This is a genomic window from Bacillus sp. DNRA2 (assembly GCF_012843265.1).
Taxonomy (GTDB): domain Bacteria; phylum Bacillota; class Bacilli; order Bacillales; family Cytobacillaceae; genus Bacillus_BU.
Genome location: NZ_JABAIT010000040.1, coordinates 1 through 20,468, shown reverse-complemented (window position 1 = coordinate 20,468; position 20,468 = coordinate 1). Strand labels below are relative to the sequence as shown.

Here is a 20,468-nt window from a genome sequence, read left to right as displayed (position 1 = left end):
CCTCTGTAAAATCACCAGATGGAATTTAATGTAAATTATAGCTGCAAGCCTATGTAAATTTCGCTGCATTTTTCTGCACTTTCTGCTTGCAAAAAACAGACAGGTTCACTGTCCCAACGATAGAAATATCCTTATACTATTTTTACTGGGACGAGGGACCTGTCCCTGTGGACCATCCTTTTCATCCTTTTTACAGGGACCTGTCCCTGTGGGCCAAATTTACTATTGCGCATTTAAGTTGTAGTGAAAGGTTCTGCTTCCGACTTCGATGTCCAATTGATCTTCGGTGACCGTTAATACCTTCATGTCGAATGTACCCAAGGTTATATCAGGATCTTCACTTTTGGTGACTTGGATATGAATGGTGCTTGTTTTTTTATCAAAGGTATACTGTCCTGACCAATATGTGGACACGCCTGTTGCATTGTTGCGGTTAGTCACGGTAATGCCATTCGATTTGTCCAACTTTAAAATGCGGGAGAAGTCGCCGTCTTCGCGAATCCACTCCTTTTGAAGGAGCGCCTGATTATCCGCCTTCTTGGATGATGCCAAAGAAGACTTGGCAGAGGCTTTTGTAGAAGCCGTAGCCTTTCCCATTTTTACAAAATGAAATTCAGCAAAGGATTCAATATCCATCAAGTACATTTTCCCGTCTTGAAAGTTTTGCACGTTCATATCCATGGTGGGGCGGCTCTCGGTTTCCTTCCCACCTAAAAAAGACTGGTCATTGGTAAAATGAATGACTTGCGTCTCCTTGTCGTATTTCCAGGTTCCAAAATACGCGTTGTCTCTTGAAGGATAAGTTCCATCCTTATAACCCTCATATGTACCATCAGCATTTAATACAATCGAAGGTGTTGAGCCCTCAAATCCCCATTTCCCGATGAGTTCTTGTCCATCGTCTGAAATGTTCCGTTTCACAGCATCCCGGTCAATACCTGCGGCTTTATCGAGATTTTTCAAATCCTCGGCGGTAATCGTACCATCGCCAAGCGTGGTTGTGCGGTCAAGCAGCGTTTGATTGGCTTGAATCCAGTATTCATCGCCTTTCTTCAGCGAACTATTGGCGGTCTGCCAGATTTCTTCATCCTGTTTCTCTACGGCTTTTTCCATCAGATCGAGCATTTTATTGTAATGGTCCGTCGCCTTCATAAATAGAGCTTGAATGTCCTCGTACTCTTTTGGTGCCTTATAGGAACGGTATTCGTTGACGATTTCGCGAATGCCATCTAAAGAATCCAATATTTTTTGGTTGCGTCCTTTTACATCCGGGTCGAGCTTAACGACCTTATTCATTTCCAAAAACGCTTTATTTAGCTTTTTTCCCAAGGCTTTTATCTTTTTTTCATATTCCTCTTTGGAAACCTTCACGGATGCTACTTTAACTTTTTCGGTCTTGTCCACTTGAACAGGCAAGCCATTACAGCCAAGTAAAGAGGTTGCGGTCAATAATAAAACGAGTAAAACTTTTAATTTCATCTTGCATCTCCCAATTCTTGCATTCTAACCAGTGGTTTATGCTATTTTTTCCTATTTTACCATTTTAATGGATTGATAGAGCTGAATTTCCCGTTTTTGTTTTCATTTGAAAAAAATCGTGAAACAGGGGGACGTAGTTGAAAGAGCATTAAACAGAATGGATATTAATCAAATCGTTGATAGTTTACATAAACAAGTATATGATTTACAAAGTAATTTTAGGAAATTACAAGAGAAAGGTTTATCACTGTATCCTAGCCAAGGTGCAACAGTAGGGACATAGGGACGGTTATAAACTTCATCTTGGTGCTGAAAAAGGATGATATTTTTGACTATGGAACAAGAAATGAGCCAAATATATAGGGAAATTGCTGAAACGGTTAATGCAATGATTCCAGAAAAATGGGTTAAATTTTTTATGTATGCTCAAGTGTCAGAAACAGGTGGAGGTACTTACTTCTTCTATAACACTCCTGAAGATGAGTGTAACTATAAATATAGTTTAGAAATTCCTTTTGAATTTAATATTAATAAAGAGGAATATAAGCAAAAAGAGAGAAACCTATTTGAGCTGAGTGACAAACTAAGAAAAGTTTTCACTGACTATCAACAAGAGCTATGGTATTCGTTTACATTATCTCTAGAGGATAATGGGAAATTTAAAATTCACTATGATTATACTAACTGGTTTGATACAAATTATAGCTTTGATGATCAGTTGGTTATTTGGGAGTATAAATATTTAGGGAATGAACCAGTTGACGCTGAGAGCAAAGAGATGATTGAAAGATATTTAAATGAATATCCAAATAATCCAATTTAATAAAATGAATTAGAATGGTTAAAGAAAGCACTTGATTGTCATTAAGGCAACAGGTGTTTTTTTATGGAAAATTTATGCTTTGTTCAAAAAATAATACCAACGTAAAAATTAGTGATCTTCAAAGAAACCGGCTCTGCAAGTGAAACGGTTCATATTACCGCTGGTGTATACAATTCGGTAGAAATAGAAAAACCAGAAATAAGCCTAGACGATATCTTCAGTGGTAACAATTTCTACGGAAAACAGAAAACAGATGAAATTGGAATACGAAGCTTGGAAAGAGCTCAATCCCAATCAAGATTTTTCCCAGAAAGAATACCAACAGGCCATTGTCAATACACGGGCTTTCGAATATGAATCCATTAGTGACTCGCAAAAATACAAAGAATTGTTGTTTCAGATGGGTGCAATTGTGGTAATCGCTGGAGTAACGCTATTCTGCCCGCCGGCTGGAATGGCGTTGGGAGCTGTATACGGTGCTTATGAATTGAGTTCAGCTGTGTCTGGAAAGGATTTAGTCTCAGGTCGGGAACTCGAGACATCTGAACGATGGGTGCGAGGGCTGTTGGCACCACTCGATATTGTCCCTGGTGTCAGTGGCTTAACGAAATTCACCAGCACCATTCGTCTCGCAAGACCAGGGGGGACGGATCTCCTGGCTTTATGACATTGTTTGTACCAAAACCATGAGAACCGTCACTGTGGATTCTAACAGGAAGGAAGGGACAGGTTTGTCCCTTTTAATGTCGAACAAGGATGATTATAATGGTAATGAAGTTGTGATGTCAGGCAGGTTTGTGGGACGAGGAACCTGTCCCTGTGGACCACCTTGGACCAGGAGGGATTGATTTGAACGATCCGTTGTCAGATTTTCAAATATCATTACAGCATATAGATACGCTTGTTCCAAGGATAAATAGTGGGATTCAATTTATCCTAGTAATAAGTGGTGAATTAAGAATCGAAACATCTAATCGTTTTTATCATATGGAAGAAAAGGATCTGCTTGTCATAAATCGTAATGAGTTTTATCAGGTCCAGGGGAAAGAAAATAATCGGGTAATGATTTTAACAATTTCGGATGCTTTTATGGATTATCATTACGCTGACTATCGAAATCGTCGCTTTGAATGCTATTCACGAGAAATTGATTTGGGAAGGGAAGAGATGCTTCTTTCGCTTCGCAAGCTGATGGCCAATATGATCATTAGTCATTTTAGACAGGATGAAACCTATAGAATTGAGGTTAAAAGCTTTATCTGTCAAATGTTACTGATCCTGATTCGGAGTTTTAAAGAAGAAGGCAGTGTCTTTGAGAAAATGGATACTGGTGATGTGCGTATCTCACAAATCATTGATTATATGGAAAAAAACTATGACCAAATGATTACATTAGAGGAGACAGCTAAGAAATTTTACCTTTCAACAGGCTATCTATCCCGCTATTTTAAACAGAGAATGGGAGTAGGATTTAGTCGGTTTTTAATGAATATTAGACTAAAGCATAGTATGAAGGCTTTGCTTTATACGTCTGACTCCATTTTACAAATTGCGATAAATAATGGCTTTCCAAATGCAAAGTCTTTTACCACATTTTTTAAAGAAGTGTACGGAATGACCCCACATGTATATCGGGATAGTCATGATGTACAAAAGGAAGATTCAGTTCAGAACTATAACAAAGAAGATGCTTCAAAATTTATTAGAACACCGGAAATTGTTGCAAAATTAAGCAGCGTGATTTTAGATAATCTAGATAATCAAAAAGCATATAACCATACAGAGACAAGGTATGAGAAGTTGCAGATAAACCTGACAAAACCCGTGCCAATGAAATTAAATGGACCTGGTTATATTCTTAATATCGGAGAAATTATTGAATTATTGAAAGAAGATGTTCGATCTCAAGTTCTAGATGTGAAAAAGGATTTACAATTAAGGTATATCGGAGTCAGGCATCTTATTAGCAATACAGTTATTCCTCCTGAGGTGGAAACAGATGAAGTGATTCCGACTACATCTCCATATTTTAATATTGATAGGGCATTGGAATTCATGAAAGAGAATGATTTATCTCTGTTTGTCCAGTCGGAATATATGGAGATATCGAGAAATGAGGAAGAATATTTTACAAAACTTACTCAATTTATCCGACATTGTTTGCAATTGTATGGAGAAACGTTTATGAAGCAATGGCATGTGATGTTTTACGATCCGTATTACACTGGAGTTGAAGCAAGGGAACTTGAGCGGGTTTATTTAAAACTGCATAATGTATTGAAATCAATAATTCCTTCGATTCAAATTGGAGTGTACATGCCTTTTTCTTTTCGGGAAGAAAAGACAAGCGACCATCATGTGTGGCAGCTGGAACATGGTGAGTCCATTGATTTTATCGGTTATGATGCAAATCAAAACGAGGTCATTGATTTTAAGGAAATGGCAGATACCAAATTCGATTTTGCAAAGGAATATATAAAAGAAAAAACTAATAAGTTGAAGTATTTCTTAAAGAAAAACAATATGGAAAGACCGATTCATCTCGTATCATGGAACACGTTGTCCGGGAATACTCGGTATACGAACGGCACTTTTTTTCGCGGAGCTTTAATCTTGAAAAATGTATTAGATATCGCCAACGAAGTGAAAACAGTTGGTCTTTGGATCAATGCCATTGTCCATGAAGGCGCTGGAAATGATAAACGTTTTCGAATGGATGGCGTCGAATTATTCCATCACCTAAACGGAAAACGCCCGGCTTATTTTGCACTGATGTTTTTAAAACGCCTGCATGGCAAGATTGTTGCCTATGGAGAGGATTATGTGATGTCAAAGAATGAGCGGGGATATCAATTGATTCTGATGAATAGTAATATCATCAACCCGTATTTCTCGATTGAGGAGACCTTTCTTCAAAAATTGAACAAGGAAGTTCACATAACGATTTCCGGAATGCAAAAAGGGGATTATCAAATTCGCAAGCATGTGTTTGATAAATATAATGGTGCTTTATATACGAAATGGTGGAAGTTGAACAGTAAGTATGGAATGGATGCTGAAATTATCGATTATATCATCAATTCAAGCAGGCCATCCTTAGAAATCTTCGATGAATCCATAGAAGAGGATTGGTCATTTTATTCTTATTTAACTAGTAATGCCATTCACTTTTTTGATATTCGAAAAACCTACGTTTAAGCAATTTTTATGATTTTTTTATATAAGGATTTATCCAAAAGGGTCTGATGCCGCCCTTCTAAACAGTTTCCATTGTGCTGTTTAGAAGGAAGCGGGGCAGACCCTTTTATTTTTGGAAGTAAAAAATTGACCGTATTATTTTTACCTCATGAACCATATTGTTTGTGAATTGACATTTTGTTATCGTGATTTACATCAAAATTGCCTCTCTTAAAAACCCGTTAATTTTTATAATAAAGGTGTGAAAAACATCAAATGGTTATTGTTAATCCTGAGCTGCCTTGTTATTAAGCGAATATCTCAGTATTAACAGACCTAAAAAAGTCGAGGAGGCTTAACGATGGAAACGGTTTATAAAGGTACAGATAAGATGATTACGGGTATAGTTTTCGGGGTTATCACATTTTGGCTTTTTGCACAGGCAATGGTCAATGTGGTGCCGGATGTTCAAGCAGATTTGGGTGTTTCGGCTGGAACGCTGAATATCGCCATCAGCTTAACAGCTTTATTTTCGGGAATGTTTATTGTAGCTGCCGGTGGGATTGCCGATAAAATCGGACGTAAAAAAATTACGTACCTAGGGTTAATTTTAAGCGTTGTCGGTTCGCTTTGCCTTGTTTTAGCACAAGGAGCTGTATTGTTAATTATTGGGCGTATCATTCAAGGACTTTCCGCAGCATGTATTATGCCATCAACCATTGCTTTAATGAAAGCTTACTTTGATGGAAAAGATAGACAACGTGCCCTTAGTTTCTGGTCAATTGGATCTTGGGGTGGTTCAGGGGTATGTTCGTTTGCAGGTGGTGCCATTGCAACTTATATGGGATGGAAATGGATCTTTATCTTCTCAATTATTTTTGCCATGCTTGCAATGTGGCTGATTAAAGATACACCTGAAAGCAAAGCAGAAGGAACTGGTGCTTTTAAATTTGATTATAGCGGTTTAGCTATCTTTATCGTAACCATGATTGCCTTAAACGTTTTTATTACATTCGGTGCAGATTTAGGCTGGACAAGCCCGACTTCCCTAATCTCTGCGGCGGTTACTGTTATTGGAGCTATTGTCTTCTTTAAAGTTGAAAAAAGCAAAAAGATCGCACTTATTGATTTCTCTCTATTTAAAAATAAACCATATGCTGGTGCCACTTACTCAAACTTTTTGTTAAACGCAGTAGCCGGAACGCTTGTTGTTGCCAATACGTATGTTCAAGTTGGACGGGGATTCACGGCTTTTCAGTCAGGGATGTTATCGATTGGATATTTAGTAGCCGTGCTTGCCATGATTCGTGTCGGAGAGAAAATTTTGCAAAAAGTTGGTGCCAAATTACCAATGATTTGGGGCGCTGTTATCACTACGATTGGTGTAGCGTTAATGGGATTAACCTTCTTACCTGGTTTGGCCTACACAGTTGTCGTATTCATCGGGTTTGCATTATTTGGCCTTGGTCTTGGAATCTATGCAACGCCATCTACAGATACATCCGTATCCAATGCACCATCAAACAAAGTAGGGGAAGCTGCAGGAATCTATAAAATGGCAAGTTCACTTGGCGGTGCATTTGGTGTTGCCATTTCCGCAACGGTTTATAGTTCAGTTGCAGCAGCTGGAAGTGTTGCTACTGCAGCATCAATCGGGATTATCGTAAACGTAATTTTCGGTGTACTTTCAATCATTTCTATTTTGGTAATGGTTCCGAAAAGTGCTGGTAAAGCTGCAAAGGCTTCAACAACTAAAATAAAATCAACATCAATGCCACAGGAGATTGCTAATTAGGAAAGGGACAAAGGGACAGGTTCACTGTCCCAACGCATTCTATGCCATCAAAAAGGGAGACGAAAATGATGAAAAAAGATTTATTCGGAATGCTAGAAGCACGTAAAGAAGAAATAATCGAAATACGACGTTATCTGCATGAAAATCCTGAGATCTCCTTTAAAGAGGAGAAAACAGCTCAGTACATTGCCGATTTTTATAAAGGGAAAGATGTTGATATTCAAACAAATATTGGGAATGGTTATGGCATTATCGTCACGATTAAAGGTGGAAAACCAGGAAAAACAATTGGTCTTCGCGCCGATTTTGATGCTCTTCCCATTAATGAAGAAGCAGATGTACCGTTTAAATCAAAAAATGAAGGTGTCATGCATGCCTGTGGACATGATGGACATACGGCGTATTTACTCGTTCTTGCAGATTGTCTCATCCAATTAAAAGAAGGAATTCCGGGTACAATCAAAATCATTCACCAGCATGCGGAAGAAGTCCCGCCAGGCGGAGCAAAAAGTATTGTAGAGTCAGGTTTGATTGACGATCTAGATGCCGTTTATGGTATTCATTTATTACCAATGGGACCAGCAGGAACTGTAGGGTATCATGCCGGGTATTCCTTCAATGGACGAGCGTATATGAAATTGAAAGTTCAAGGAAGAGGCGGTCATGGTTCCTCTCCACATCTAGCTAATGATGCGATTGTTGCTGCTGCCCATTTTGTCACTGCAACGCAAACCATTGTTAGCCGAAGATTAAGTCCTTTCGATATTGGTGTTATCACAATCGGTTCTTTTGATGGAAAGGGTACCTTCAACGTAATCAAGGATAGCGTTGAGCTTGAAGGTGATATTCGCTATATGACTGTCGAAACAAAAGAAACGATTGAGAGAGAAATTAAACGGATTGTAAGAGGAATTGAAGAAGAATTTGATGTAACTTGTGAGCTTACGTATACTCCGGATTATCCGCCGTTGTACAACAACCCTGAGTTAACAGCAAAGGTTGCAGAAAGTTTACGAAGTATGAATGATCCAGATATTAAAGAAGTAAAAGAATTTCCAGCTATGTCTCCATCAGAGGATTTTGCTTATTATGCTGAGAAATTTCCTGGATGCTTCTTTTACATCGCATGTACACCAAAAGGGGTAGAAAAACCTTACTTTAACCATCATCCCAAATTTGATATTGATGAAGATGCACTCCTAGTAGCAGCGAAGGCTGTTGGACAAGTTGTGTGCAGTTATTATGAATTAGACTAATTGGGAAGGGACAAAGGGACAGGTTGGAAGGGACAAAGGGACAGGTTCACTGTCCCAACGGATTAATAAAGGCCAGAGCAAAGAGTTTTTACTCTATGTCCTGGCCTCTTTTTAGTGGCTATTTATTATTCTGTTTCTCTTGTTTCTTCTTATTAACAAGATTGCTCCACCTAGAGCAATCATGATTAACCCTAGTGAAAAATTGTTATACATAGCTGATGCTGTATTTGGTAACTGGCTTTCAATGGTTGTATCATTAATTGCCGGCGCAGTTGCAGCTGGTACTACGCTAGTTGTGCTAGATGTAGTATTAGTCGGGATAACTGTAACCTCATTAGTTGGAACTTGCTGAGAAGGTTCGCCCGCGATTTCAAATACACCATATTTACTGAAGTGGGTGACTTCAGCGCTGATTAACCCATTTATTTTATCAATACTAACAATCTTAATTTCTTCTAAAGTTTTTGTTCCAGTTTCATCGATATAGATTACTTTGATATTATCCCAATTACTTACTTTTGTAGGGTCAATTTTAAAAGTAATGATAATTGGTGTTGCAAACGTGTCAATAAGCTTTTCATCTTCTGTTGGAATTGAAAAATTATAAACTTTGCTTAATGCACCTTCATATTGGTTTGCGTCGATTTGAACGGATAAGCCTGAATTTTGATTCTCCGGTAGAATGCTTCCAGGAATCATAACCTCTAAATCAGCATATTTCACCAATACTTTCATGTTTGGGTATAACTGTTTAGATTGATTAAGATTTTCTTTATTAAAATAAATATTATTGTTCGTTTCAATCGCACTTTGGGTATTATCAACAATAAAAATACTATCATTAGTTGGTACGATTTTTGAAAAATCAACATTTTGATCGTTTTCATGAGTAGTTTCTTCTACTGGTGTTCCACTGTTGTCTCCAGTGTGCTCGTCAGTCGAATCAGTAGGTTGCTCCTCAACAACAGGGTCAGTTGAGTTGTCGGCTGGAACCTCTTCGTGTACATGCTCGTCAGTCGAATCAGCAGGTTGCTCCTCACCAACAGGCTCAGCTGTGTTGTCAGCCGGAGCTTGTTCATCAGTGTGCTCGTCAACAGTTCCTGTATCTTCGTCTTCGGCTATTTGTTTGCAAGCTTTGTCAGTAGTTTCGTTAGCTTGGTCAAGATTACATTCTTTGTCTACATCTTTTGCACATTCAAGTTTGCAAACTTCTTTGTCGTGATTATGTTTACACTCTTTTTCTGTTGGTTGATCAATAACAGTGTGCTCATCAGTTGAATCAGTCGGTTGTTCCTCACCAATAGGCTCAGTAGTGTTGTAAGCCGGAATTTCTTCATGAACGTGTTCGTCAGTAGTGTCAGCAGGATGCTGCTCACCAACAGGCTCAGCTGTGTTATCAGCCGGAATTTCTTCATGAACGTGTTCGTCAGTAGTGTCAGCAGGATGCTGCTCACCAACAAGCTCAGCTGTGTTATCAGCCGGAACTTCTTCATGAACGTGCTCTTCAGTAGTGTCAGCAGGATGCTGCTCACCAACAGGCTCAGCTGTGTTATCAGCCGGAACTTTTTCGTGAACGTGCTCTTCAACGGGTTCAACTGGCTGTTCAGTATCAACAGCCTCCTCAATCGGCTGAGAAACCTCTTTCTCGTGGACGTATTCGTCAGTGTTAGCTGGAACAACTTCTTGAAGTTGAGATGTTGCCTCTTCAAGAGTTGCAGTATCATGAGAATGAGTGTCTTCCGATGCAAAGGTCACAGATGAGAAAATAAAAAAGAAATAGGCGAATACTGTTAAACCACTTAAGAAGGATAATTTTCTCTTCATTCTAATAATCTCCCTATCAATTACATTTAGTGGAGACCTTTTCCACCTCCAAAAATATTAGGAAAATTAAATTTCCTTAAGAATACTATAAAGGCAATATAATTACTTTTACTAATATAATATTGGTGAAATCTCTATGTAGATGGTATGTAGAAACTGTGTAGATGATATGAAGAGGAGGGACAAGGGGACAGGTTCACTGTCCCAACGATAGAAAAATCCTAATACTATTTTTACCGGGACGATGGACTGTCCCTGTGGACCACCTGTGCACCTGTGGACCATGTTCTAAAAGAAATCATAATATCGACGGTAGCTAGAAATGTTATTATGATATAATACTAAAAAGTTTTCATAATATTCATAGAGAAAAGGGTCGTGGTTAGAATGTTATCTTATAACGATACTAATTTGATAAAAACTTACCTCCCCTTTTACTCACATTTAAATATCGAAGAGCAAGACATTTTGCAAAGGTCAATGGCACGAAGAATGCTTTTAAAAGGAGAAAAAATTCAAAAACAACGCAATGATTGTAGTGGCCTTGTAGTCGTAGAGCATGGACGGATACGTGCCTATATTATGAGTGAAGATGGCCGTGAAGTCACTTTGTTTAGACTTGCTGATGGAGAAATTTGCTTGTTAACTGCATCTTGCTTGTTTCAAAACCTAAATTTTGAAGTGTATTTTGAAGTTGAAAAGGATAGTGCTGTATTTTCCATTCCTTCACCAGATTTCGAAATCTTAAGTACGAATAATATTTATGTGAAAGAGTATATGCTAAATCAGATGGCGCTTAGATTTTCAAATGCTATGTGGGTGATGGAACAAATCGTGTTTGGAGGACTATCCAAGCGAGTTGCTGGATTTATTTTAGAGCAGACCATTTTAGAAAATAGCAAGGTATTAGCCATTACTCATGAAACAATCGCTAAAAATATCGGTTCCGCTCGTGAAGTAGTAAGTAGAATGCTGAAGCATATGGAAAATGATAAAATTGTTCAAACTTCTAGAGGAACGCTTGTTGTTGAGGATTTAAACAAATTAAGAGAGTTAGCACATTAAAAAGATGATGGCCACTTGACCATCATCTTTTATCTATTATTCTTATAGTTCAGTTTTAATATATTCAATCATTCTCGGAGTAATATGTGGAATAATTAACGGTAACATGTTAGGCATTAACGAGTCCATTGTCTTTGGAAGTAAATCTGGCATTAATTCCTCCATATCTTCAGGTAATGGCCCCACTCTTCTTGACACTTCAGCTAGCATATCTGGCATTACCTTCGGCATAATATCAGGTACAAGCTTTGGCATAAGGGTTGGCATCATTTTTGCCATCATATTTAATCCACCAGGGGTATGTTTCATGGCCTTCATCATCGAAACCATGGCAGATGGCATTGCTTCGAACATGGGTTTGAAAAGGGAAGCCATAATATCGGCCAACACCTCAGGTTTCATTAACAATATAAACTTCTCAAAATATCCCCACATTTCGATTGAGTACTCCGATTGATCCTTAATATGATATCCAAGACCTTCCATAACGAAGCGAGCCAAATCTGTTATCTCTAAACCAAGCTCATTTTTAACATTTGAGTCTCTAAGCTGAACCTGACAACAAGGACATAAGGCTACCACAGTATTAGCCTTTACATCGACTGCTTCTTGAAGTCGCATTCCACCTAGTTTAGGAGCCACAGGCGTTTCACCGATTAAGGTTAGTACTGATCCACAACAATAGCCTTCCTCACGATTATGCTCCATATCAACATAATCAACTCCCGGTATAGCTTTCAATAAATCTCGAGGAGGCTCGTATATACCTTGCGCTCTACCAGCATGACAGGAGTCGTGGAAAGTAACGCGTTTATTGACCTCATGGGTAAACTTGAGCTTTCCTTCTTTAAAGGCTTCTGCTGCTATTTCCGAATAGTGTTTTACCTCAAAATCATATTCAATTCCTTTTTTGGCAGCAAGTTCTGCATATAATTCCTTCCATACTAATCCACAAGCAGGACAGGATGTGACAATTGTTTTTGCCCCTCGTTTTTTGGCTTCTGCAACATTGTGCTCAAAAATTTCTTCAAATACATCCCATTTACCAGATACCTTCATTGGGATCCCACAGCAGGCTTCATCGCCACCCATATAGGTAAAATCAATCCCCGCTTCCGTTAACAATCTTACAGAACTTTCTGCAACATCAGTATTAACGAAGGAGGCGGTACAACCGGCGAAATATAAAATATCTGCTTTATCTTTGATTTTTGCTTTAATATCCTCTGGAACCCAATCAGCACGTTTCTCTTTTTTTCCAGCCCATATATTCCGTTCTCCCCGAAGTGAAGCCGCCATCATTTCAAATGGAGGGAAGGTCATCCGTTTTTCCTCGTGGATTAAGGTCCCACGTAAGTCCATCCAGTTATGCTCTACAGGTATATCAAGCTGGCAACGCGTATTGCAAACCTCACATGTTGTACATAATAAGAAATTCGACACCGTATCAGGGTTGAATTTTTCTCTGCCTGCAATCACCTCACGTAAATAATGGTACTTACCGCGTGGAGATTGTGATTCCCAACCTCTACCAGCGAATTGCTCGCAAGTTGAAACGCAATAGCCGCAGCGCGAACAGGCAGTTGCATAATAAGCAATATCACCTGGAATGCCTTTCTTTTTACCTTCGCGGACAGCCTCACTAAAAGGCGCGGTGGCAGCATTTGCAAATGGACGGATAAGAGCTTCTAATGAGGACGCAGTTCCCATTATTTTATCAATCATTCCACTGCCAATTACTTTGTTAGGATTAAATAATCCTTTTGGATCGATGTTCGCCTTATATGTTTGAACCTTTTCATAGCGATCATTTCCAAGCACGGTTTTAGCTTCTCGCCGAAAATAAAGACCAGTTGCATACGCAGAGCCACCATGCTTTTTGGCGATTTCAATGACTGACAATGACAGAGCGAAAGCCATGTTGAATGCAAAAGTCCGCTCATCGTGTGGGATGAAACCTTGCAAGATGACCTTATCGCCTTTGGCAACCATTCCTTCAAGGACAAATGGATGCTTAATTTTTGTCTCGATTTCACTTAGAACCTTTGCTAAATTTTTTAATGGTACCACCACTTCAGTTGGAATCATTGATGGTCCAATACGCTTGAAGCGCATGGGTCTAAACCGCTCTGACCATTCGTGTTCAGCTGCTGGGGCAGGTAACTCATAACCGTCGTGTTTTGCCGTAATGTCCTTTAAGTCAGCATCAATAAGGTCATGGCGAGAAACTGGATAGGCAACCATAAGAGTGAACGTTTCCGGCAATTCCGGTTCCGATTTCCGAAGCTTTTCTTCGTATTTATGTCCATGACGGTGCGGCAGTCTTTTCTTAAGTTTTGTCGATTCTGGATTTAAAAAAGTTAGCGACCAAATGGGAAGCTTTTTTTGAGAAATTTCGATTAAAGCATTTCCAATTGCATCATTGGTTGGGAAAGCGATTAATCGATGAATCTCATCTTCGAGCCTTCTTACCTTCATTGTAATCTCCGTAATGATTCCCGTGATTCCCTCAAGGTCGGCAATATATTGCATCAGATCATGTCCGGAAAAAACCTGCAACTTCCCATCTGGCAAAATGACTTTTGCCTCTAATACATTTTCCTTAAACACACCATACTCATAACCACCAAAGCCAGTCCCACCTTGTGCTAAAAGTCCACCAACAGTCGAGGAAGGGAGTGAGGATGGGTATAAAATTAAGTCGAGCTTTTCTTTATGCAATTTTCTTTGCAGTTGCTCCCAGATGATTCCTGCTTCCACTGTAACCTCTAAACGATGATGGTCGACTGTTAAGACTCTGTTCATACCGGATAAGTCAACGACGATTGCACCTTCCTCAGGGAGTACACCCCCAAATCCGGATGTTGACATTCCCCGCGGAACAAGTTTTAAATTTTCTTCATTGGCAAGGGTTACCAATTGAATTAGTTGTTCATGGCTGTCTGGTCGGACTACGGCTCCAGGAATTCCAATAGGAAGAAATGGTTTAACTAAACCAGGTAAGGCGCCAACATCATATGAGTACATCTTTCTTTCGACAATGTCAGTACGGACTCTATCTTGGAAAATTTCATCTAGTCTTTGTTCAACTAGCTTATCAATTGTTAACATTTACATTCCCTCCGATATCATGATTAAAATTTGAACAATAAACAGGTACAGTGTTCTGTCCTTCTTAATTAAAAGTATCGCTGTTTTCGGAGGGCCAACTCCGTGATATAGTCACCGAGAAAGCTGTTTTTTGTTACGATTGTATTACATTTGGGGACAAAGGGAGAGGTTTACTGTCCTACCGATATACGGGACGAGGGGCCTGTCCCTGTGGACCACCTATGGACCACATGTTTCCGTTATATAATATTGTCGACTTTTAGTCTTTTAATCTTTTTCGAAAAAAATCGTTTACTTTAGTTATATAGAGGAATAAAATATTCACAGTTTCAAATTTCTTATATCGCTGAAACCAATTGGTACGGGGGAACCATTTTTAGGATGATAACCATCCTGGGGGTGAATCCTTTTTAGGTAGGGCTACTCAATGTCCGAATCCGACAGCTAACCCCGTAAGCGTTCATGAGAAGGAAGGTGGAGCTTGTGAGACAGATATATTAATGTGTCTACAGGTCTATTAGCTATGACTTGTAGGCTTTTTTATTTTTTTATAAAAAAAATCTTTTTTTGGACAATATATAACATAGCTTAAATGCATTTTAAGGCGGAGATGAATGAATGCTTACATCTATAAAAAAGTTTTTAATTGGAAGACCTTTAAAATCACATGAATTAGGGGAACAAAAAATCAGCAAAACCAAGGCATTAGCGATTCTTTCTTCAGATGCATTATCATCTGTGGCGTATGGCCCTGAACAAATCCTAATTGTTTTGGTTACATTAGGAACAGTCGCATTTTGGTACTCCATTCCTATCGCTTTGGGAGTATTAATTCTGTTGACTGCACTTATATTGTCCTATCGTCAGATAATATTCGCTTATCCTCACGGTGGAGGAGCTTATGTTGTTTCGAAGAATAATTTAGGAGTAAATCCGGGCTTAATTGCCGGAGGTTCTCTTTTGGTTGACTATATCCTAACTGTAGCAGTTAGTGTATCAGCTGGAACTGATGCCATCACATCAGCATTTCCAAGCCTACATTCCTATAATGTGGAAATCGCTATTGTTTTTGTTATTTTTATTACATTATTAAATTTAAGAGGTGTAACAGAGTCAGCTTCAATCCTAGCCTACCCAGTCTACTTATTTGTGCTAGCTCTGTTCATCTTAATTGGTGTTGGTATTTTCAATATCCTAACAGGAGGAGTATCACCTGAATTACACGCTCCTGTAGGAACTCCAGTTGCTGGTGTCAGTTTATTTATTCTTTTAAAGGCTTTTGCTTCGGGAAGTTCCGCTCTAACAGGAGTTGAAGCAATATCCAATGCGATACCTAACTTTAAAGATCCAGCTCCTAACAATGCTGCTAAAACATTAACCATGATGGGACTTTTGCTGGCAATCCTTTTTTCTGGAATTGTTACCCTAGCATATTACTATGGGGTAGCACCTAAAGTTGAGGTGACAGTAGTTTCCCAAATTGCGGAAGAGATATTCGGAAGAAACTTTATGTATTTCTTTATTCAAGGTACCACAGCGTTGATTTTAATTCTTGCAGCAAACACGGGATATTCAGCATTTCCGTTACTTGCAGTGAATCTTGCTAAAGATAAATTTATTCCTAGGATGTTCCTGGTAAGGGGGGACCGATTAGGATATTCGAATGGTATCATCATGCTCGGTGTTGCATCCATCATCTTAATTTTTGCATTTCATGCAGAAACGGAGCATCTGATTCCACTCTATGCAGTTGGTGTATTTATTCCATTTACATTGTCTCAAACTGGCATGATGGTAAAGTGGATAAAAGAGAAACCACAAGGGTGGATACCGAAATTTGTCATCAATACAACAGGTGCCCTCATTAGTTTTGTCGTAACCATTATGTTTTTCATAACAAAATTTAATCAAGTCTGGTCAATATTAATTTTTGTTCCAATTATTATTGTTATTTTTCACAGAATTAAAAAACACTATGATGCCGTAGGAGAACAATTGAGACTAACATCCTATGAGTCCAGCATGAAGATAGAAGGAAATGTAATCATTGTTCCTGTAGCAGGTATTACTCACGTTGTTGAGAATTCAATTAACTATGCTAAATCTCTTTCACCGGATCAAATTATTGCGGTGTATGTTGCGTTTGAAAGAGATGACGAGCATAAGTTTGAAGAAAAATGGAAGAAGTGGCAGCCTGACGTAAGACTCGTAACGTTACATTCTCATTACAGAAGCATCATTTCACCGTTAACGAAGTTTGTTGATACTGTTGAACGTAAAGCGAAAGAAAACAACTATCAAGTTACTGTAATCATCCCGCAATTTATAACTAAAAAGGCATGGCATAATATCCTTCATAACCAATCAAGTTTACTAATTCGGTCATTCCTGCTTTATAAGAGAGATGTGATTATATCGACAGTACCTTATCATTTGAAAAAATAAGGGACAAAGGGACAGGTTCACTGTCCCATCCAGCGGGACAAGAGACAGGGGGACAGGTTCACTGTCCCGCCGTTTTTTGATGATAAGATAAATAGCGTGAAGCATGGTATTCCGATCGACTACTATATTTCTATATCTTTTGCAGGACTTTAAGCATGAGTATGGAATATATAATTAAGATTAAAATCAAACAATTCCTCATCCCCTTGAACCCAATAAATCTACCTTCTCTATTCATTTTTCCATTTCGAAGTCATTTTTCTATTCAATCATAAGCCAATCTCACGATAATTTAGTCTTCAACCCATTCCAAACCATTGATAGTGCTTCTTTTAAAACCTGCAAAACTATGCAATCCATCCATTTTTATATCCAAATAAATAAAGAGAATCATTACCTTGAGGTGATTTTTAATGCCAAGGAAAGCTAGGAAAAGGAGCTCTAGCGGCGTTTACCACATTATGTTGAGGGGAATCAATCGACAAACTATATTTGAGGATGATGAGGACAGAAGAAAGTTTTTAGAAACACTAAAAAAATATCGGAATATCAGTAAATATGAACTATATGGTTACTGTTTAATGGATAACCACGTCCATTTATTAATGAAGGAGTCTGAGGAGACCATATCAGATGCGATTAAGAGAATCAGCTCAAGTTATGTGCATTGGTATAACATGAAGTATGAACGGTGTGGACACCTTTTTCAGGACCGATTCAAAAGTGAGAATGTAGAAAACCATGACTATTTTAAAATCGCCCTTAGGTATATTCACCAAAACCCCATGAAAGCTGGATTGGCACGAAATGTTTTTGAAAGTAAATGGACCAGCATTAATGAATATTTAAAAAAGGCAATCTTAGTTGATGTTGACGTGGGTTTTGGATTATTTTCATATGATCGAAAAAGTGCCATAAATATGTTTATTTTGTATATGAATCAGTCGAATGGTGATCAATGTTTGGATGATTACATAATAAATAGAAAATCTGATCAAGAGGTGAGGGAATACCTTAATCAACTGGGGATAATCAACACCAGTACAATTCAGAGAATGGAGAGGGGAGCTAGGGATGAGGTATTATCAAAACTTAAAAAGTTGAATGGGGTGTCGGTGAGACAACTATCAAGAATCACTGGAATATCAAAAAGTGTGATTGATCGTGTTCGTAGATAACCAGGAAAATGGGGACAGGTTCACGTCCCACCGTTTTTTGTGATTAGTTAAATAGATGGGGAACCTGTCCACGAGTCCTTCAGATATTTATGAATAAAGTTAGTCTTACTGGGACGGGGTACATCCCTCTTAAAGGAGAGACAGGCCTGTCCATGTGGACCATATTCTGCCCACGTGCTGACACTTAGTGGTGTAGGAGGTTATATATCATCATTTACGCCATTATTATTATTTTATAAATTGTCTATACTAATTTTTTAAAAGGAGATGGAAAAATGAAACAGGTGACTTATATTTACGAATGGATTGCCGATGGAGAATTGTTATCTCATACAGTCGATGCTGTATTAATCGATGATTATACGTTAATAAGCAAGGAGAATTTTGATCAGGAATTGGAAGTCACTCGCTCAAAACAACCTCTAGTGATTGAACCTGATGGAATTATAAGGATTACTGACGATTATGATATTTTTATCATTCCAATTGAGTTAACGGATGAGGGGTCTTCCATAGATGTCATGGATCTTTCATCAATGAGTGTTGCTGAATTTACAAAGAATATGAAGATTGAACGTTGGTATTAAAAGGGACAAGGAGTGAACTGGAGACAGTGGGACAGGTTCACTGTCCCACCGTTTTTTGTGATTTTGAAAAATAGATGGAGAGACACAGCAGAGATACAGTGACAGGTTCACTATCCCAACATTGTGTCTCTGTGGCACCAATGCTAATGTTTGAGTACTGGTATGTGTTCTGATTATTTGCTAGATGGATTTCGATAATATAGGTAAATAGAGAACCATCCCTTTGATTTGTTTGTTTTTAAATCTGTTCAGGATACTTTCCAAAGATTGAATGAATTAATTCTCTTTCCCCGATGCGTGAATGTAGTTTAAAATCTCTTGATTCATTGGATATTGATACACCATCACTCAAACGGGTACCAATTGAATCAAAATATATTTTAAACCAATAAAAAATAGGGTAAGGTCTGTTCATAAAGACTTTATCCCCAAACTTTATTAGCGTTTGGTCCATCTCATCTTTCAAAGAGGTAACATCAGCAACCTCTTTTCCATTTTCAATATTGCTTGGGATATTTTCGCAGATAGTAAATTCATACTTTTCATAAAAAGTCGTCCCATGAAGACGGCAAATCATTGGTCGAGTATCATAAATTTTACAGGTACCTTTATTCACTTCAAGAAAAGGGCATGGAATATCAAAAGTACTGTTAGATGTCTGTTTTAACATTAAATCTAAACTTTTCCCCGTACCATCCTTCTCAAGTGTCAAAAAAAAGTCTGGAAAATTTCGTTGTATTATATTGGTAATCGATTCTATTTCTTCCTTAAGTTTAAATACATCCTCCATAGGCCAATTACTCAACTCTCTTAAAATTAATTTAAATTCAATGTCTGTAATAGAAAAATTATGGTAACAACAGGAAGAACATCCTTTTTTACACGGATGATTCTTTTCATATTCAAATGATTTTGTTATTTCATCGACATGTGAATAAATTTGAAGTAACTTTCCCGCTCTACTATCAGGATTTATGTCTGAATGACATCTCTTTTGTTTTTTACCACTTCCACATACACACAGGTTATTACGAGACATCTTGTTCCCCCTTTAAAACTTTTACTTTAATTGATTTGTATGTGGAGGTCGTAAAGTTAATGATGCCTGTTTACTAATTTTTCCAAAAAGTTAATGAGTATCCCAATCAATTACTATATTTCTATATTTTTTGCAGGATTTTTAGCATGAGTATGGAATATATAATTAAGATTAAAATCAAACAATTCCTCATCCCCTTGAACCCAATAAATCTACCTTCTCTATTCATTTTTCTATTCAATCATAAGACAATCTCACGATAATTTAGTCTTCAACTCATTCCAAACCATTGAAAGTTCTTCTTTTAGAACCTGCAAAACTATGCAATTCATCCATTTTTTATCCAAATAAATAAAGAGAATCATTACCTTGAGGTGATTTTTAATGCCAAGAAAAGCAAGGAAAAGGAGCTCTAGTGGCGTATACCACATTATGTTGAGGGGAATCAATCGACAAACTATATTTGAGGATGATGAGGACAGAAGAAAGTTTTTAGAAACACTAAAAAAATATCGGGATATCAGTAAATATGAACTATATGGTTACTGTTTAATGGATAACCACGTCCATTTATTAATGAAGGAGTCTGAGGAGACCATATCAGATGCGATTAAGAGAATCAGCTCAAGTTATGTGCATTGGTATAACATGAAGTATGAACGGTGTGGACACCTTTTTCAGGACCGATT

14 protein-coding genes and 1 riboswitch are annotated in these 20,468 nt (G+C 38.0%); of the genes, 10 read left to right on the top strand and 4 right to left on the bottom strand.

Going from position 1 to position 20,468, the window contains the following annotated elements:
* Nucleotides 1-222: 222 nt before the first annotated feature.
* Nucleotides 223-1,479 (bottom strand): DUF7018 domain-containing (lipo)protein, encoded by a 1,257-nt coding sequence (locus HHO41_RS20760; RefSeq protein WP_169102275.1) that lies wholly within the window; start codon nucleotides 1,477-1,479, stop codon nucleotides 223-225.
* A gap of 334 nt (nucleotides 1,480-1,813) precedes the next feature.
* Between HHO41_RS20760 and HHO41_RS20755 the strand changes: the two genes are divergently transcribed.
* The 5 genes from HHO41_RS20755 (at nucleotide 1,814) to HHO41_RS20735 (ending at nucleotide 8,530) form a co-directional block, all read left to right on the top strand.
* On the top strand, nucleotides 1,814-2,302 hold the full coding sequence (locus tag HHO41_RS20755) for an antitoxin YezG family protein (protein ID WP_169102279.1): 489 nt from the start codon (nucleotides 1,814-1,816) through the stop codon (nucleotides 2,300-2,302).
* Between the two features lie 253 nt (nucleotides 2,303-2,555).
* Complete coding sequence (locus tag HHO41_RS20750; protein WP_169102273.1) at nucleotides 2,556-2,969, top strand: pre-toxin TG domain-containing protein; 414 nt, start codon at nucleotides 2,556-2,558, stop codon at nucleotides 2,967-2,969.
* 182 nt (nucleotides 2,970-3,151) lie between these two features.
* Nucleotides 3,152-5,500 (top strand): helix-turn-helix domain-containing protein, encoded by a 2,349-nt coding sequence (locus HHO41_RS20745; RefSeq protein WP_169102271.1) that lies wholly within the window; start codon nucleotides 3,152-3,154, stop codon nucleotides 5,498-5,500.
* 340 nt (nucleotides 5,501-5,840) lie between these two features.
* A complete protein-coding gene (locus HHO41_RS20740; RefSeq protein ID WP_169102269.1) occupies nucleotides 5,841-7,274 on the top strand; it encodes an MFS transporter in 1,434 nt (477 codons plus the stop codon).
* Between the two features lie 68 nt (nucleotides 7,275-7,342).
* Nucleotides 7,343-8,530, top strand: coding sequence for an amidohydrolase (locus HHO41_RS20735; protein ID WP_169102277.1), 1,188 nt, complete (start codon nucleotides 7,343-7,345; stop codon nucleotides 8,528-8,530).
* 111 nt (nucleotides 8,531-8,641) lie between these two features.
* Here the strand turns inward: HHO41_RS20735 and HHO41_RS20730 are convergent, their stop codons facing one another.
* Entirely contained in the window at nucleotides 8,642-10,354 is a 1,713-nt protein-coding gene (locus tag HHO41_RS20730; protein ID WP_169102267.1) for an LPXTG cell wall anchor domain-containing protein, read from the bottom strand.
* 468 nt (nucleotides 10,355-10,822) lie between these two features.
* Here HHO41_RS20730 and HHO41_RS20725 point away from each other — a divergent pair, with 468 nt between their 5' ends.
* Nucleotides 10,823-11,419, top strand: a complete 597-nt coding sequence (locus HHO41_RS20725; protein WP_169102265.1) for a Crp/Fnr family transcriptional regulator — start codon at nucleotides 10,823-10,825, stop codon at nucleotides 11,417-11,419.
* A 42-nt stretch (nucleotides 11,420-11,461) separates the two neighbouring features.
* Here the strand turns inward: HHO41_RS20725 and HHO41_RS20720 are convergent, their stop codons facing one another.
* A complete protein-coding gene (locus HHO41_RS20720) occupies nucleotides 11,462-14,530 on the bottom strand; it encodes an FAD-binding and (Fe-S)-binding domain-containing protein (protein WP_169102263.1) in 3,069 nt (1,022 codons plus the stop codon).
* Between the two features lie 334 nt (nucleotides 14,531-14,864).
* Nucleotides 14,865-15,004, top strand: a riboswitch (cyclic di-AMP (ydaO/yuaA leader).
* Between the two features lie 144 nt (nucleotides 15,005-15,148).
* Between HHO41_RS20720 and HHO41_RS20715 the strand changes: the two genes are divergently transcribed.
* The 3 genes from HHO41_RS20715 (at nucleotide 15,149) to HHO41_RS20705 (ending at nucleotide 18,740) form a co-directional block, all read left to right on the top strand.
* The gene (locus tag HHO41_RS20715) at nucleotides 15,149-16,975 is read left to right on the top strand and encodes an APC family permease (protein ID WP_169102261.1); all 1,827 of its coding nucleotides are present in this window, start codon (nucleotides 15,149-15,151) and stop codon (nucleotides 16,973-16,975) included.
* A 413-nt stretch (nucleotides 16,976-17,388) separates the two neighbouring features.
* On the top strand, nucleotides 17,389-18,153 hold the full coding sequence (locus HHO41_RS20710) for a transposase (protein WP_169102259.1): 765 nt from the start codon (nucleotides 17,389-17,391) through the stop codon (nucleotides 18,151-18,153).
* A 275-nt stretch (nucleotides 18,154-18,428) separates the two neighbouring features.
* Nucleotides 18,429-18,740, top strand: a complete 312-nt coding sequence (locus HHO41_RS20705; protein WP_169102257.1) for a hypothetical protein — start codon at nucleotides 18,429-18,431, stop codon at nucleotides 18,738-18,740.
* A gap of 238 nt (nucleotides 18,741-18,978) precedes the next feature.
* On the opposite strand, the gene HHO41_RS20700 is transcribed toward HHO41_RS20705, so the two are convergent.
* Complete coding sequence (locus HHO41_RS20700) at nucleotides 18,979-19,779, bottom strand: YkgJ family cysteine cluster protein (protein ID WP_169102255.1); 801 nt, start codon at nucleotides 19,777-19,779, stop codon at nucleotides 18,979-18,981.
* 384 nt (nucleotides 19,780-20,163) lie between these two features.
* Here HHO41_RS20700 and HHO41_RS20695 point away from each other — a divergent pair.
* The coding region (locus HHO41_RS20695; protein WP_211171260.1) for a transposase at nucleotides 20,164-20,468 on the top strand (305 nt) is incomplete at its 3' end.